Origin of the sequence: Streptomyces sp. NBC_00775 (genome assembly GCF_036347135.1) — a bacterium.
Lineage (GTDB): Bacteria > Actinomycetota > Actinomycetes > Streptomycetales > Streptomycetaceae > Streptomyces > Streptomyces lutosisoli.
This window is the reverse complement of the sequence record NZ_CP108938.1, coordinates 7,205,270-7,221,290: the sequence shown is the minus strand read 5'-3', so window position 1 is coordinate 7,221,290 and position 16,021 is coordinate 7,205,270. Positions and strand designations below refer to the sequence as shown.

Below are 16,021 nucleotides of genomic sequence, written 5' to 3'. Positions count from 1 at the left end.
CCCCCCTAAAAGATTGCGCCGTTCCCCGCGCCCCTTTTAGGGGTGGTTCGTCGGGTGCGGGGCGGTGGGGGTTGCTCGCGCAGTTCCCCGCGCCCCTAAAAGGGGCGCGGGGAACTGCGCAATCTTTTGCACCAGCCCCCACCCACCCGCAGCCAAAGAACCGGCCCACGGGGTCTGGGGCGGAGCCCCAGAAGGATGGGACGGGTAGGGGCGGCGGGGGCGAAAAAGGGCCCTCAGTCCACCAGGTCCCGGACGACCGCGTCCGCGAGCAACCGCCCGCGCAGCGTCAGAACGGCACGACCTTCGTCGTACGGCCCGGCTTCGAGCAACCCCTCACCCAGCGCCCGCGCCGCCGCCGCAAGCCCCTCCACCCGAAGCAAAGACAGCGGACACCCCTCACGAAGCCGCAGCTCCAGCAGGACGCGCTCAACCCGGCGATCCTCCTCGGACAGAAGCTCCCGCCCGGCCCCCGGCGACCGCCCGGAGGCCAGCGCCGAGGCATACGCCCCCGGATGCTTCACATTCCACCACCGCACCCCACCGACGTGGCTGTGCGCCCCGGGCCCCGCCCCCCACCAGTCGGCCCCCCGCCAGTACAGCTCGTTGTGAAGGCAACGCCCACCTTCGGAAGCGGCCCAGTTCGACACCTCGTACCACTCGAAGCCCGCCCCCGACATCACCTCGTCCGCGATGAGATACCGATCCGCGTGCACGTCGTCGTCCGTCATCGGAACCTCGCCGCGGCGGATACGACGAGCGAGCTGGGTACCCTCCTCCACGATCAGCGCATACGCGGAGATGTGGTCGGGCCCGGCACCGAGCGCCGCGTCGAGCGAGGCACGCCAGTCGTCGTCGGACTCCCCGGGCGTGCCGTAGATCAGGTCCAGGTTCACATGCTCGAAGCCCGCCGCACGGGCCTCGGCGACACAGGCCTCGGGACGGCCGGGCGTGTGCGTGCGGTCGAGCACCTTCAGTACGTGCTGCTTGGCGCTCTGCATCCCGAAGGAGATCCGGTTGAAGCCCCCGGCGCGCAAGGTCGCAAGGTATGCCGGATCGACCGACTCGGGGTTCGCCTCCGTGGTGATCTCCGCGTCGTCCGCGAGCCCGAACTCGTCACGGATCGCCCCCAGCATCCGTACGAGATCGTCGGCGGCCAGCAGGGTCGGCGTACCACCGCCGACGAAGACCGTGCGGACGGGGCGCGGGTCGTCGCCGAGGACCTTGCGGGCGAGCCGGACCTCGTCGGTCAGCGTGTCCGCGTAGTTGTCCCGGGAGGCGAGCACGCCACCGGTGCCCCGCAGCTCGGTCGCCGTGTAGGTGTTGAAGTCGCAGTAGCCGCAGCGGGTGGCGCAGTACGGCACGTGGAGATAGAACCCGAGGGGACGCTCGGCCGCCCCGGCCAGGGCGTGCGCGGGCAGCGCACCGTCGTCGGGGACGGGCTCACCGTCGGGGAGTGCGGAAGGCATACGTTCCATTGTCCCGTACGCGCGCCGATACCCCGTACGCCTTCCTCTCCGGCCCCTGTCCGACCCCTGTTCGACCCCTGTTCGACCCCTGTCGGCCGTCGGTCCCCCATAGGCGTCGGCCCCTATTCGGCCTGCAACACCAGCAACGCCATGTCGTCCTCCGGAGGCCGCGTACCGAACTCGTGCACCAGCCGGCGGATCCGCTCCGCGACCAGCTCGGCGCTCAGCCCCGCGCAGCCTTCCAGGGCCTTCGCGAGGCCGTCGTCGTCGTCGAACTGGCGGGGCCCGCAGCGCCGCTCCGTCACACCGTCCGTGACGCACAGCACAGTGTCGCCGGGGTGCAGCTCGAAGGTCTCGGAGGTGTAGCCGGCGTCCTCGAAGACGCCGAGGAGGGTCTGCGGCCGGGCCACTTCCCGTACGTCGCCGTCGGGGCCGAGGAGCAGCGGCAGCGGATGTCCGGCGGAGGCGAGGGTGCAGCGCACACCGCCGTCGAAGGGGACCAGCTCGCCGTACAGCATGGAAAGGAAGCGCGTCTGCGGGCCCGGGTCGGCGCCGAGGCCCGGCCCGCCCGCCGCCACGAGCGCGCGGGCCGCCGCGTCCGCCACCTCGGTCGCGTCGTCGAGCAGCAGCTGGTTGAGGCGGTCGAGGACGTCGGCGACCTGGTAGCCCTCGCGGGCCAGCAGCCGCAGCCAGGGCCGGGCCAGGCCGATCACGACGGCGGCCTCGGGCCCCTTGCCCTGGACGTCGCCCACCGCGAAGCACCAGCGCCCGTCGCCCGCCGGGAACACGTCGTAGAAGTCGCCGCTGGGTCCGCCCTTGTCGAGCGGCTCGTACACGAGGGCGCTGCGCACCCCGGGGATCTCGGCGACCGCGCCGGGCAGCAGACCGCGCTGGAGGACCCGGCTGATGGTGGCCTGGCGCGCGTACTGGCGGGCCGCGCCGATGGCGAGGGCGATACGGCGGCTGAGGTCCTCGACGAGCCCGGTGATCTCGTCGGGGAAGTCGATCAGTCCGGCCCGTCCGATGACGAGCGTGCCCAGCGGCCGCCCGCCCGCGATCAGCCGGTACGCGAGCGCGGCCCCGCTCACCCCGCGCGCGCCCAGCGCCTCGCCGGGCCAGGGCACGGGGACGGCACGGGAACGCACCGCGTCGGGCAGCCGCGGCGGGTCCTTCTCCAGGGCGCTCCGCAGTTCCTCGATGAGGTTCTCGCTGCCGTGCCAGACGCGGGCTAGGCGGGGTCCCAGGGCGAGGCCGAGACCGCCGGCCCGGTCGGTGGCCTCGTCCTCCAGCCACACCGCGCACCAGTCGGCGAGCCGCGGCACGAGCAGCTGCCCGGCGAGCGCGGCCACGAGGTCCTCGTCGAGCTGCCCGGCGAGCAGGTCGGAGGCCTCGGCGAGGAAGGAGAGGGCGCCGCGGTTGAGCCAGTCCTGGTCCTGCTGGACGCGGCGCCTCGGTTCGGGCGGGAGTATCTCGGGGGCGAGCGGCTCGCCGGCCCGCAGCCCACGCTCCAGGGCCTGGCCAGTGGCGTACGCCGCTATCTGCTCCTTCTTCGCCATGTGCTCCGCGGTGTCCGCGAACCCACCGGCTTCCGACACGCTGCCCGTGCCCGCTTCCGTCATGCCGTCGGCGCCCGCGCACCCGTCGACCGGCAGCCGCGCCCAGACCGTCTTGATGCCTGGCCGGTAAGTGATCCCCCATGCTTCGGAGAGCGAGGCGACGAGCCGCAGCCCGCGCCCGTACTCCGGGGTGCCGTACGGCCGTTCGACGGCGTCGTCGCGTAACGCGCGCGAGGGGTGGTGGTCGGAGACCTCGACGACCAGCGGGCCCGGCGCTTCGTCACTCGCGCCTTCGAGGCGGCACAGCAGGTCGACGTCGGTGCCCGCGTGCACGACGGCGTTGGTGACGAGTTCGCTGACCACCACGACGGCGTCGTCGATGAGCCGGTCGTCGATGATCTCGGCGCCGGGCAGGGCGAGTTCGGCCCAGTCGGCGAGCGCGCCGCGCACGAATCGGCGGGCGGCTCCGGGTGCGAGCGGGGTGCCGGGCAGCGAGGTGCGAGCCACGGCTCCCTGGCCGGCGCGGTGGTGCGCAGGCGCATCAGGGGCGCGCGCCATGGACTCCCGTTGCGTCGGAATGGCCCCCACTGTGCAGCTCCCTGAGCAGTTCGGACGAATACGCCTCAGGCGATGCGGACAGAGTGACAGACTGGCCACGCCCATAAGCGCCGAGTTACCGAAGTGGGCCGCCATGAGTGAGAACAGTGGTATGCATGTGCTCGAAGACGGACAGATTCGGGCATCGGATCTGCGTCCGCTGCTCGCGGCGATGGCCGCCGCCCGCGACGGTAACTTCACCAAGGTGCCGGAGAGCGGGCACGGCCTGGTGGCCGAGCTGAGCATGACGTTCAACCAGATCATCGACCGCAACGCGCATTTCAACACGGAAGTGCAGCGGGTACGGCGGGAATTGGTCCGACACGGGCGGCTCGACGAGCGTCTTTCGGCCAGCCCGGGCCAGGGCAACTGGACTTCACGCGTCAACGACGTGAACCAGCTGCTCGACGCCCTGGTGGCCCCGGCGGCGAACGCGACACGCGTCCTCGACGCGGTGGCCGGCGGCGATCTGACCCAGCGGGTCGATCTGCACGACGGGAACCGCCAACTACGGGGCGACTTACGCAGACTGGGCCGCGCGGTCAACAAGATGGTCGACCAGCTCTCCCTCTTCACCGGCGAGGTCACACGTGTGGCCCGCGAGGTCGGCACGGAGGGGCGGCTCGGTGGCCGGGCCAAGGTGACCGGCCTGTCCGGAAGCTGGCGGGATGTGACCGAGGCGGTCAACACGATGGCGTCCCGGCTGACGGCCCAGGTGCGGGACATCGCCCTGGTGACCACGGCGGTGGCGCGCGGCGACCTGACGCGTACGGTGACGGTCGAGGCGACCGGCGAGCTGCTCGAACTGAAACTCACCGTGAACACGATGGTCGACCAGCTCTCCGCCTTCGCGGACGAGGTGACCAGGGTGGCCCGCGAGGTCGGCACGGAGGGCCAGCTGGGCGGCCGGGCCCAGGTGCGCGGCGTGTCGGGGGTCTGGAAGGATCTCACCGACAACGTCAACTTCATGGCCTCGAACCTGACCTCCCAGGTCCGCAACATCGCCCAGGTGACCACGGCCGTCGCCAACGGCGACCTGAGTCAGAAGATCACGGTCGACGCGCAGGGCGAGATCCTCGAACTCAAGTCGACCATCAACACCATGGTCGACCAGCTCTCCGCCTTCGCCGACGAGGTCACCCGCGTGGCCCGCGAGGTGGGTACGGAAGGAAACCTCGGCGGCCGGGCACAGGTACGCGGAGTGAGTGGCGTCTGGAAGGACCTCACCGACAACGTCAACTTCATGGCGGACAACCTGACTTCGCAGGTCCGCAATATCGCCCTCGTCTCCACGGCGGTGGCCCAGGGCGACCTCGGCAAGAAGATCACCGTCGAGGCGAAGGGCGAGATCCTCGAACTGAAGTCGACCATCAACACCATGGTCGACCAGCTCTCCGCCTTCGCCGACGAGGTCACCCGCGTGGCCCGCGAGGTGGGTACGGAAGGAAACCTGGGCGGGCAGGCCCAGGTCCGCGGAGTGAGTGGCGTCTGGAAGGACCTCACCGACAACGTCAACTTCATGGCCCTGAATCTGACTTCCCAGGTCCGGAACATCGCCCAGGTGACGACCGCCGTCGCGAACGGCGACCTGTCGAAGAAGATCACCGTCGACGCCCGCGGCGAGATCCTGGAGCTGAAGGACACCGTCAACACGATGGTGGAGCAGCTGCGCGCCTTCGCCGACGAGGTCACCCGCGTGGCCCGCGAGGTCGGCACCGACGGCCGGCTCGGCGGCCGGGCCCAGGTACTCGGCGTCTCCGGCGTCTGGGCCGACCTGACCGACAACGTCAACTACATGGCCGACAACCTGACTTCACAGGTCCGGAACATCGCGCAGGTCGCCACCGCCGTGGCCCAGGGCGACCTCTCCAAGAAGATCGACGTGGACGCGCGCGGCGAGATCCTCGAACTGAAGACGACGATCAACACGATGGTCGACACCCTCTCCTCCTTCTCCTCCGAGGTCACCCGCGTGGCCCGCGAGGTGGGCTCCGAGGGCCAACTCGGCGGCCAGGCCCGGGTCGAGGGCGTCTACGGCACCTGGAAGCGCCTCACGACGAACGTGAACGAGCTGGCGCTCAACCTGACCACCCAGGTCCGCGCGATCGCCGAGGTGGCGTCCGCGGTGGCCCAGGGCGACATGTCCCGCTCCATCACGGTGGAGACCCAGGGCGAGGTCACCGAGCTCAAGGACAACATCAACCTGATGGTGGCCAACCTCCGCGAGACCACCCGCGCGAAGGACTGGCTGGAGTCCAACCTGGCCCGCCTCGCCGCGCTGATGCAGGGCCACCGCGACCTGATGGAGGTCGCCGACCTGATCCTGCGCGAGCTGACCCCGCTGGTGAACGCGCAGTACGGCGCCTTCTTCCTGGCCGACCCGGAGGAGGACACCCTGCGGACCGCCATCCCCGCCAAGGGGCTCGCCTTCATCGCCGGGTACGGCTCGGCGCAGGGCGCGACGGTCGACACGGGCGGCATGCCGGTCCACGGACTGGTCCGGCAGGCGGCCCGCGAGAAGAAACGGATCCTCGTCGAAGAGGCCCCGCCGGACTACATCAAGATCAACAGCGGTCTGGGCGAGGCTGCCCCGGCGAGCGTCGTGATCATCCCGATCCTCTTCGAGGACAAGCTGCTGGGCGTGATCGAACTCGCTTCCTTCTCGCGCTTCTCCGACGTCCACCTGGCGTTCTTCGACCAGTTCGTGAACACCATCGGCGTCGCCATCAACACGATCATCGCCAACTCCCGTACGGAGTCCCTGCTCGGCGAGTCCCAGCGCCTGGCCATCCAGCTCCAGGACCGCTCGGACGAACTCCAGTCACAGCAGGCCGAACTGCAGCGCTCGAACGCCGAACTGGAAGAAAAGGCAGCCCTGTTGGCGACCAGCTCCCAGTACAAGTCGGAGTTCCTGGCGAACATGTCGCACGAGCTGCGCACGCCGCTGAACTCGCTGCTGATCCTGGCCCGGCTACTGTCGGACAATCCGGACGGCCATCTCTCCGACCAGGAAGTGCAGTTCGCGACGACGATCCACCGCTCGGGCTCGGACCTCCTCCAGCTGATCAACGACATCCTCGACCTGTCGAAGATCGAGGCCGGCCGGATGGACGTACGCCCGAAGAGGCTGCCGCTGATCAAGCTGCTCGACTACGTCCACGCCACCTTCCGCCCGCTCACCCTGGACCGGGGGCTCGCCTTCGAGGTGGCCGTCGGCGAGGACGTACCGCGGGAGATGTACTCGGACGAGCAGCGGCTCCAGCAGATCCTGCGCAACCTGCTCTCCAACGCGATCAAGTTCACCGCGACCGGCCGGGTCGAGCTGCGCGTCAACCGCCTCAAGGACCCGGAGCACCTCTTCACCCGCGAGAACAGCGACGACGTGATCGCCTTCGCGGTGTCCGACACCGGTATCGGCATCGCCGCGGAGAAACTCCCGGTGATCTTCGAGGCGTTCCAGCAGGCCGACGGCACCACGAACCGCAAGTACGGCGGCACCGGCCTCGGCCTGTCCATCAGCCGGGAGATCGCCGGACTGCTCGGCGGCCGGATCATCGCGGAGAGCAAGCCCGGCAAGGGCTCCACCTTCACGCTGTACGTCCCTGTCGTGAGCCCCGGGCACGCGGCGACCGGACCCACCCCCGAGGACCGCCAGGCGCCCATTCCCGTGCAGCTGTCCAGCGAGCCGTACACCGCCCACGACACCGACGACACCTGGCCGACACCCACCAAGCTGGAGGCGTGGAAGTCCGGCCGGGCGGGCCAGGTCCTGCCCGGGCGCCGGGTGCTGATCGTCGACGACGACATCCGCAACGTCTTCGCGCTCACCCATGTCCTGGGCCGCGTCGGCATGCCCGTCCTGTACGCGGAGAACGGCCGCGAGGGCATCGAGACCCTGGAGCGCAATCCCGATGTCGAGCTCGTCCTGATGGACATCATGATGCCGGAGATGGACGGCTATGAGACGATTTCCGCCATCCGCCGCACCCCCCGCTGGACGGGTCTGCCCATCGTCGCGCTGACCGCGAAGGCGATGCCCGGCGACCGCGAGAAGTCCATCGCACGGGGTGCCAACGACTACGTACCGAAGCCCGTGGACGTCGACCAGCTCCTCACCGTCGTCTGCGCCCTCCTCGATCCGGAGAGCGGAGACGACGTGGAGCAGGACGCCGCCGACGGTGCGGTTGTACCGGGACAGAGCACATCAGGGGAGCCCGCTGTCCCGCCGACGGCTGAGTGAGGCACAGTCACCATGAGCGCTGAGGCAACGACCGACGAGCGCGCGAGCATCCTCCTTGTCGATGACATGGAGGACAATCTGATCGCGCTGGAGGCCGTCCTGGGGTCCCTCAACGAACCGCTGGTGCGCGCGCGTTCGGGCGAGGAGGCGATGAAGGCCCTGCTCCGGCAGCGGTTCGCCGTCGTCCTGCTCGACATCCGGATGCCGGGCATGGACGGCTTCGAGACCGCCGCGAACATCAAGCGGCTCGACCAGACGAAGGACGTCCCCATCATCTTCCTGACCGGCACGGACGCCGACGCGGGCTACGCCTTCCGCGGCTACGCGACCGGCGCCGCCGACTACTTGACCAAGCCCTTCGACCCGTGGGTGCTACGGGCGAAGGTCACGGTCTTCCTGGACCTGCACCGCAAGAACCAGCAACTGGAGCGGATGCTCGCGCGCGAGCAGGAACACTTCGACGAGCTCGCCAACCGCCTGCAGAAGATCGAGGTACACATGGCGGCCAGCAGCCTGCAGGACGTCTTCGAACTGCGCCATCAGGTACGGCAGATGGAGGAGCTGCTCAGAGAGATGCGTCGGGGACGGGGCATCTGACGCCCCGCCCCCAGGTGCGGCTTGAGGTCACGCCTCGCGCGACCCCGCGTACATCTCATCGATGAGGTGCTTGTACTCCCGCTCGACAACCGGCCGCTTCAGCTTCAGACTCGGCGTGATCTCCCCGTGCTCCACATCGAGGTCCCGCGGCAGCAGACGGAACTTCTTGATGGTCTGCCAGCGCTGGAGACCCTCGTTGAGTTCCTTGACGTAACCCTCGATGAGGGCGACGGTGGCCGGCGCCGCGACGACGTCGGCGTACGACTTGCCCTCCAGCCCGTTGTCCTTGGCCCAGTCGAGGATGGACGGCTCGTCGAGGGCGATGAGCGCGGTGCAGAAGTTCCGGTCGGCGCCGTGCACGAGGATGTTGGAGACGTACGGGCAGACGGCCTTGAACTGGCCCTCGACCTCGGCGGGCGCGATGTACTTGCCGCCGGACGTCTTGATGAGGTCCTTCTTGCGGTCGGTGATGCGCAGGTAGCCGTCGGGCGACAGCTCGCCGATGTCGCCGGTGTGGAACCAGCCGTCCGACTCCAGGACCTCGGCGGTCTTCTCGGGCAGCCCGTGGTAGCCCTCCATGATGCCGGGGCCGCGCAGCAGGATCTCGCCGTCGTCCGCGATGCGCACCTCGGTGCCGGGCAGCGGCTTGCCGACCGTGCCGGTGCGGTACGCCTCGCCGGGGTTCACGAAGGAGGCGGCGGAGGACTCCGTGAGGCCGTACCCCTCCAGGATGTGGATGCCGGCGCCGGCGAAGAAGTAGCCGATCTCGGGTGCGAGGGCCGCGGAACCGGAGACGCAGGCGCGCAGGTTGCCGCCGAAGGCCTCGCGGATCTTGGCGAAGACGAGCGCGTCGGCGACCTTGTGCTTGGCGCCGAGCGCGAAGGGCACGGAGGCGGTGCCGGTGCGGCGGAAGTTGTCCTGACTGGCCTTCGCGTACTCGCGGGAGACCTCGGCGGCCCACTGGAAGATCTTGTACTTGGCGCCGCCGCCGACCCGCGCCTTGGCCGCGACTCCGTTGTAGACCTTCTCGAAGATGCGCGGGACGGCCGCCATGTACGTCGGCTGTACGACCGGCAGATTCTCGATGATCTTGTCCACGCGGCCGTCGACGGCGGTGACGTGCCCGACCTCGATCTGGCCGGAGGTGAGCACCTTGCCGAAGACGTGCGCGAGCGGCAGCCACAGGTACTGCACGTCGTCGGGGCCGAGCAGCCCGGTCGAGGCGATGGCCTTGGCCATGTACGACCAGTTGTCGTGCGGGAGACGGACGCCCTTGGGGCGGCCCGTGGTGCCGGAGGTGTAGATCAGGGTCGCGAGCTGATCGGCGGTGATCGCGCCGACCTTCTCCTTGATCAGGTCGGCGTTCTTCTCCAGGTAGGCGGCGCCGCGGGCCTCCAGCTCGGTGAGCGTGAGGACCCAGTCGCCGTCTTCTTGGGAAGGCTCCAGGCCCTTCGGGTCGATGACGACCACGTGGGTGAGCTCGGGCAGCTCGGCGCGCTTCTCGATCACCTTCGCGAGCTGGGCCGCGTCCTCGGCGATGAGGACCTTGCTCTCGGAGTCGGAGAGGATGAACGCCGACTCCTCGGCGTTGGTCTGCGGATACACGGTCGTGGTGGCCGCGCCCGCGCACAGGATGCCGAGGTCGGCCAGGATCCACTCGACCCGCGTGGAGGAGGCGAGCGCGACGCGCTGCTCCGGCTGCACGCCCAGTTCGATCAGTCCGGCCGCGATGGCGAAGACCCGCTCGGCGGCCTGCGCCCAGCTCAGCGACTTCCACTCGTCCGGCCCGTCGCCCGACGCGGCCGGCACCGGGTAGCGGTAGGCCTCGCCGTCCGGCGTGGCCGCCACGCGCTCCAGGAAGAGGCCCGCCACGGATGGCGGACGGTTCTCGATCAGGGTCTGTGTGTCGCTCACGACATCCTCCGGGGCCCGCGACAGTGCGTGCGTCTGGCTCGACCGACTGCTGTGCGGCTGGCTGGTTGCGGCTGTTGTTTAACTCGCGAGTAACCATCGAGCAGAGATCAGAGTAAGGCGCGACCGCCCAGCGCGTAAGGGGCGGCGGCCTGTCACTTCCTACAGAGAGCGAAGCTACGCACGCGTACGGGCTCGCCGCGCCGAAGCGCGACGAGCCCGCATTGTGCCCGAGTTTCCGGGGGTAACAGCGGCTTGCCCGGTGGCTACTTCTTTCCCTTGCCCGCGCCACCGCTGTCGTCGCTGGACAGCACGGCGATGAAGGCCTCTTGCGGAACCTCCACAGAGCCCACCATCTTCATCCGCTTCTTGCCTTCCTTCTGCTTCTCCAGCAGCTTCCGCTTACGGGAGATGTCACCGCCGTAACACTTGGCGAGGACGTCCTTGCGGATGGCGCGGATGGTCTCGCGGGCGATGACCCGGGAGCCGATGGCCGCCTGGATCGGCACCTCGAAGGCCTGCCGCGGGATGAGCTCACGCAGCTTGGCGACGAGCCGCACACCGTACGCGTACGCGGCGTCCTTGTGCGTGATCGCCGAGAAGGCGTCGACCTTGTCGCCGTGCAGCAGGATGTCGACCTTGACCAGGCTGGAGTCCTGCTCGCCGGTGGGCTCGTAGTCGAGCGAGGCGTAGCCGCGGGTCTTGGACTTCAGCTGGTCGAAGAAGTCGAAGACGATCTCGGCGAGCGGCAGCGTGTAGCGGATCTCGACCCGGTCCTCGGAGAGGTAGTCCATGCCGAGCAGGGTGCCGCGCCGGGTCTGGCACAGCTCCATGATCGAGCCGATGAACTCGGAGGGCGCGAGGATCGTCGCCCGGACGACCGGCTCGTAGACCTTGTCGATCTTCCCCTCGGGGAACTCGCTCGGGTTGGTGACGACGTGCTCGCTGCGGTCTTCCATCTCGACGCGGTACACGACGTTCGGCGCGGTGGCGATGAGGTCGAGCCCGAACTCGCGCTCCAGCCGCTCCCGGATGACGTCGAGGTGCAGCAGCCCGAGGAAACCGACGCGGAAGCCGAACCCGAGCGCGGCGGACGTCTCCGGCTCATAGACGAGCGCGGCGTCGTTGAGCTGCAGCTTGTCGAGCGCGTCGCGCAGTTCGGGATAGTCGGACCCGTCCAGCGGATACAGCCCGGAGAAGACCATGGGCTTGGGGTCCTTGTACCCGCCGAGCGCCTCGGTCGCGCCCTTGTTCAAGGTGGTGATGGTGTCACCGACCTTGGACTGCCGGACGTCCTTCACCCCGGTGATGAGATAACCGACCTCGCCGACACCAAGCCCGTCGGCGGGCAGCATCTCCGGCGAGTTCGTCCCGATCTCCAGGAGCTCGTGCGTGGCCCCGGTGGACATCATCCGGATGCGCTCACGCTTGTTGAGCTGCCCGTCGATGACTCGTACGTACGTCACGACGCCTCGGTAGGAGTCGTAGACGGAGTCGAAGATCATCGCGCGGGCGGGAGCGTCCTGGACACCGACCGGGGCCGGGATCTCGGCGACGACCTTGTCGAGCAGCGCCTCGACGCCCAGGCCGGTCTTGGCGGAGACCTTGAGAACGTCCTCGGGGTCGCACCCGATGAGGTTGGCGAGCTCCTCGGAGAACTTCTCCGGCTGGGCGGCCGGCAGGTCGATCTTGTTCAGTACGGGGATGATCTTGAGGTCGTTCTCCATCGCCAGGTAGAGGTTGGCGAGGGTCTGGGCCTCGATGCCCTGGGCGGCGTCGACGAGGAGGACGGTCCCCTCGCAGGCGGCCAGCGAACGGGACACCTCATACGTGAAGTCCACGTGCCCGGGGGTGTCGATCATGTTGAGGATGTGGGTGGTGCCCGGGTCCTCGGTCGGGGCCCAGGGCAGCCGGACCGCCTGGGACTTGATCGTGATGCCGCGCTCGCGCTCGATGTCCATGCGGTCGAGGTACTGAGCGCGCATCTGCCGCTGATCAACCACCCCGGTCAGCTGGAGCATGCGGTCGGCGAGCGTGGACTTGCCGTGGTCGATGTGCGCGATGATGCAGAAATTGCGAATCAGAGCCGGGGCGGTACGGCTCGGCTCGGGCACATTGTTAGGGGTCGCGGGCACGCAGGGTCCTGTCTCTTGAGGCGCCTGTCGCCTCGGGTCGGATCGATACGTAGGCTCCATGGTCCCACGGGCGGGGACCTGCGACCGGTTTGGGCCGGTCGTGCGGCTACTGGTAGCCTGAGTGGCTGTGTCTCATGCCCTCTCTGCAGGAGGCACACCCCAAGGAAATCAAACGGCGAGTGAGACGTACTGTCTCGCGCGCCTGAACCTGTAAAGGCTCATTCGTGGCGAACATCAAGTCCCAGATCAAGCGGATCAAGACCAACGAGAAGGCCCGGCTGCGCAACAAGGCCGTCAAGTCTTCCCTGAAGACCGCGATCCGCAAGGCCCGCGAGGCCGCTGCCGCGGGTGACGCCGAGAAGGCCACCGAGTACACGCGCGCCGCGTCGCGCGCTCTCGACAAGGCTGTCTCGAAGGGCGTCATCCACAAGAACCAGGCCGCCAACAAGAAGTCGGCGCTTGCTTCGAAGGTCGCTTCCCTCAAGGGCTGAGTCGGCTGAGCCCTCCCGGGCTCAACCCCTGACTTGACCGCCGGACAGGACCCAGCGGGCCCTCTCTTCCGCTCCTGCCCGGCACCCCCGGATCCGTGCGCGGCCTGCGTTCGCCACGCGGGCACGGCTCCAAGATCTTGACCCGAGACCCCGTTCCCCTCCTTCCCCAGGAGGACGAGCGGGGTCTTCGGCGTGGAGCGCCCCTTCAGGGGCGCGGGGAACGGCGCGACCAGCCCCCACCGACCCGCAGCCGCATTCAGGGGCGCGGGGAACTGCGCGAGCAACCCCCACCGACCCGCAGCCGCATTCAGGGGCGCAGGGAACTGCGCGAGCAACCCCCACCGACCCGCAGCCGCATTCAGGGGCGCAGGGAACTGCGCGAGCAACCCCCACCGGCCCGCAGCCGACTCTCTTCAGGGGCGCGGGGAACTGCGCAATGTTTTAGGGGGGTCTGGGGGCGCAGCCCCCAGGAACGGATGGGACGGGTAGGGGCGGCGGGGGCGAAGAAGCCCAGTTCAGCCCACCCCGGAGCCGCTAGCCCCGACGCGACCGCGCAGCCCGGGCAATCGCAACGACCGCCTTCTCCAGGGCGTACTCAGGATCATCCCCCCCACCCTTGACCCCGGCATCGGCTTCGGCAACCGCCCGCAGAGCAACAGCAACCCCATCCGGCGTCCACCCCCGCATCTGCTGCCGCACCCGATCAATCTTCCACGGCGGCATCCCCAGCTCCCGCGCAAGATCAGCCGGCCGCCCCCCACGCGCGGAGGACAGCTTCCCAATCGCCCGCACCCCCTGAGCCAGCGCACTGGTGATCATGACCGGCGCAACCCCAGTCGCCAGAGACCACCGCAACGCCTCCAACGCCTCCGCCGCCCGCCCCTCCACGGCCCGGTCGGCCACGGTAAAACTCGACGCCTCGGCCCGCCCCGTGTAGTACCGCCCGACCACCGCCTCGTCGATCGTCCCCTCGACATCCGCGGTCAGCTGAGACACCGCGGACGCCAGCTCCCGCAGATCACTCCCGATCGAGTCGACAAGCGCCTGGCAGGCCTCCGGCGTGGCCGACCTCCCCAGCGCCCGGAACTCACTCCGCACGAACGCCAGCCGATCCGCGGGCTTGGTCATCTTGGGGCACGCCACCTCCCGCGCCCCCACCTTGCGCGCGGCATCGAGCAGCCCCTTGCCCTTGGCAGCACCCGCGTGCAGCAGCACGAGGGTGATCTCCTCGGCCGGCGCCTCCAGGTACGCCTTCACGTCCTTGATGGTGTCGGCCGAAAGATCCTGCGCATTGCGTACGACCACGACCTTGCGCTCGGAGAAGAGCGACGGACTCGTCAGCTCGGCAAGCGTGCCGGGCTGCAACTGGTCCGGGGTGAGGTCCCGTACATCCGTGTCGGCGTCGGCGGCTCTGGCGGCGGCCACCACCTCCTGAACGGCACGGTCGAGCAGGAGGTCCTCCTGGCCCACGGCAAGCGTGACGGGGGCGAGAGGGTCGTCATTAGCAGTCTTCCTGGCCATCACCGAAAGCATCCCACGCGCCACTGACAACGCGATCCCACCCCGCAAGGGACGCGGGGCTGTGACATACGCGGCTCAGCCGCGTGGGCACGACCAGCCACAGCCGACCCGCAGTCGACGACACCCCCGCGTCTCCCGGCTCCACTCCGCCCAGCGGAGTCCTACGGCTCTTCCCGCCAGCCGTCCCACTCCCCCGCGAACTCGTCCAGCTCCTTCGGGTCGAGCCGCTCCGCGGGGTCCGTCAGAACCACCAGCCACTGCGCGTCCTCGGCATCGTCCTCACCGGCCAGCGCGTCCCGTACGAGCTGCGGCTCCTCATCGAGTCTGAACCGGTCACCGAGCGCCTCCGCCGCCTCTTCCGCGGCATCGCGGTCGGGCAGCACCAGCACATGTCTCACATCGCTCACATGGACATTTTCCGATACGCCCGGTGGGCCCGACGACGGGGTCGGCCATCACGGCGACCGAGGACCGAACGCCGGGCCGGCCCTGGAGCGCGATCCCCACATTCCAGATCGGTCCCACCCGTGTGCCGCCACTACACACACCGCCGCTCCTCCCCCCTGCCTCGACTCCCCTCTGCCTCACTCCCCCTCTGCCTCACTCCCCCTCTGCCTCAATCCCCCTCTGCCTCGATCCCCTGCCTCACACCCGTGCCTCAATCCCCCTGCCTCACTCCCGCGCCTTCCTCACCTCCGGCACCTGGTCCAGCTCGATGCCGAAGCGCTCCCGATACGTGGCCAGCACCTCCTCGTCCGTGGCCAGTGCCGACACCTTCTTCGTCCTCTCAGCCGTCGTCACCGTGAAGTTCCGGCCGCTGAGCGTGATCCTCCCTCCGTCCTCCGTGACCCGCGAACAGACCAGCGACCGCGCGAAATGCGACTCCGGCGAGGTGCTGTGCCACCAGGCCCCGGTGACGAAGTCCCCGAGCACCCGCGGCCGCACCTCCAAGCGGTACTGCGCCTTACCGTCCCGGACGACGTCGAGATCCATGCCCTCCCGCGAACCGCCGGCACCCCGTACCCCTGCCGCGTCCGGCCCCGACTCGACGACCTGGAACGTGCCGCCGGGATCCTCCTGTTCCCCCCGCTCCCCGAAGGCCAGCGGATGGAGGCTGTGCGCCCCGAACCCGACATCGGTCAGCCAGTCACCCCCGTCCACCGTCCGCACCCGCAGCGCGAGATGGTCGTACGGAATCCCGAGCCGCCCCTCTTCGCCGTACACCCGCGCCGCGAGCAGCGTCACGTCGAAGCCCAGCGCCCCCAGCAACGCCCCGAACGCCCCGTTCAGTTCGTAGCAGAAGCCGCCCCTGTGAGCGCCCACCACCTTGTCCAGCAGCCTCTTCTCCTCCAGCACGATCTCCTCACCGAGGTGGATCGACAGGTTCTCGAACGGCACCGTCTTCAGATGGCGCAGCTGAAGCTCGCGGAGCACATCGGACGTGGGCCATGCGGGGTACTGGGTCCCGATCCTGCGGAGGTAGGCGTCGGCCTGTGCGGAATTCATG

10 protein-coding genes are annotated in these 16,021 nt (G+C 69.2%); 3 read left to right on the top strand and 7 right to left on the bottom strand.

The window, feature by feature from the left end; genetic code table 11:
* Positions 1-233 precede the first annotated feature (233 nt).
* Together hemW and OIC96_RS32120 are read right to left on the bottom strand one after the other, a co-directional pair.
* Positions 234-1,466: a radical SAM family heme chaperone HemW gene (gene hemW / locus OIC96_RS32125; protein ID WP_330304509.1), complete on the bottom strand. Its 1,233-nt coding sequence runs from the start codon at positions 1,464-1,466 to the stop codon at positions 234-236.
* A 122-nt stretch (positions 1,467-1,588) separates the two neighbouring features.
* Positions 1,589-3,610: a SpoIIE family protein phosphatase gene (locus OIC96_RS32120; protein ID WP_330304510.1), complete on the bottom strand. Its 2,022-nt coding sequence runs from the start codon at positions 3,608-3,610 to the stop codon at positions 1,589-1,591.
* A 103-nt stretch (positions 3,611-3,713) separates the two neighbouring features.
* On the opposite strand from OIC96_RS32120, the gene OIC96_RS32115 reads away from it, so the two are divergent.
* Both OIC96_RS32115 and OIC96_RS32110 read left to right on the top strand, forming a co-directional pair.
* Positions 3,714-7,859: a HAMP domain-containing protein gene (locus tag OIC96_RS32115; RefSeq protein ID WP_330304511.1), complete on the top strand. Its 4,146-nt coding sequence runs from the start codon at positions 3,714-3,716 to the stop codon at positions 7,857-7,859.
* A 12-nt stretch (positions 7,860-7,871) separates the two neighbouring features.
* Positions 7,872-8,456: a response regulator gene (locus OIC96_RS32110; protein ID WP_330304512.1), complete on the top strand. Its 585-nt coding sequence runs from the start codon at positions 7,872-7,874 to the stop codon at positions 8,454-8,456.
* A 27-nt stretch (positions 8,457-8,483) separates the two neighbouring features.
* Here the strand turns inward: OIC96_RS32110 and OIC96_RS32105 are convergent, their stop codons facing one another.
* Both OIC96_RS32105 and lepA read right to left on the bottom strand, forming a co-directional pair.
* Positions 8,484-10,370: an AMP-dependent synthetase/ligase gene (locus OIC96_RS32105; RefSeq protein ID WP_330304513.1), complete on the bottom strand. Its 1,887-nt coding sequence runs from the start codon at positions 10,368-10,370 to the stop codon at positions 8,484-8,486.
* A 263-nt stretch (positions 10,371-10,633) separates the two neighbouring features.
* Complete coding sequence (gene lepA, locus OIC96_RS32100) at positions 10,634-12,502, bottom strand: translation elongation factor 4 (RefSeq protein ID WP_330304514.1); 1,869 nt, start codon at positions 12,500-12,502, stop codon at positions 10,634-10,636.
* Positions 12,503-12,726: 224 nt separating this feature from the next.
* Between lepA and rpsT the strand changes: the two genes are divergently transcribed.
* Positions 12,727-12,993 carry a 30S ribosomal protein S20 gene (gene rpsT, locus OIC96_RS32095; protein ID WP_327428647.1) on the top strand — a complete coding sequence of 89 codons (267 nt, stop codon included), beginning with the start codon at positions 12,727-12,729 and terminating at the stop codon, positions 12,991-12,993.
* A 534-nt stretch (positions 12,994-13,527) separates the two neighbouring features.
* Here the strand turns inward: rpsT and holA are convergent.
* The 3 genes from holA to OIC96_RS32080 all read right to left on the bottom strand — a co-directional run bounded on the left by holA (position 13,528) and on the right by OIC96_RS32080 (position 16,020).
* Positions 13,528-14,514: a DNA polymerase III subunit delta gene (holA, locus tag OIC96_RS32090; RefSeq protein WP_330304515.1), complete on the bottom strand. Its 987-nt coding sequence runs from the start codon at positions 14,512-14,514 to the stop codon at positions 13,528-13,530.
* A 161-nt stretch (positions 14,515-14,675) separates the two neighbouring features.
* Positions 14,676-14,921, bottom strand: a complete 246-nt coding sequence (locus OIC96_RS32085; protein ID WP_330304516.1) for a hypothetical protein — start codon at positions 14,919-14,921, stop codon at positions 14,676-14,678.
* Positions 14,922-15,186: 265 nt separating this feature from the next.
* Entirely contained in the window at positions 15,187-16,020 is an 834-nt protein-coding gene (locus OIC96_RS32080) for an arylamine N-acetyltransferase family protein (protein WP_330304517.1), read from the bottom strand.
* Position 16,021: the final 1 nt, after the last annotated feature.

Excerpts from the sequence above, each read along its gene's own strand:
- hemW (WP_330304509.1), bottom strand. The coding sequence starts at position 1,466 with ATGCCTTCCGCACTCCCCGACGGTGAGCCCGTCCCCGACGACGGTGCG.
- OIC96_RS32115 (WP_330304511.1), top strand. The coding sequence starts at position 3,714 with ATGAGTGAGAACAGTGGTATGCATGTGCTCGAAGACGGACAGATTCGG.
- OIC96_RS32110 (WP_330304512.1), top strand. The coding sequence starts at position 7,872 with ATGAGCGCTGAGGCAACGACCGACGAGCGCGCGAGCATCCTCCTTGTC.
- holA (WP_330304515.1), bottom strand. The coding sequence starts at position 14,514 with ATGGCCAGGAAGACTGCTAATGACGACCCTCTCGCCCCCGTCACGCTT.
- OIC96_RS32080 (WP_330304517.1), bottom strand. The coding sequence starts at position 16,020 with ATGAATTCCGCACAGGCCGACGCCTACCTCCGCAGGATCGGGACCCAG.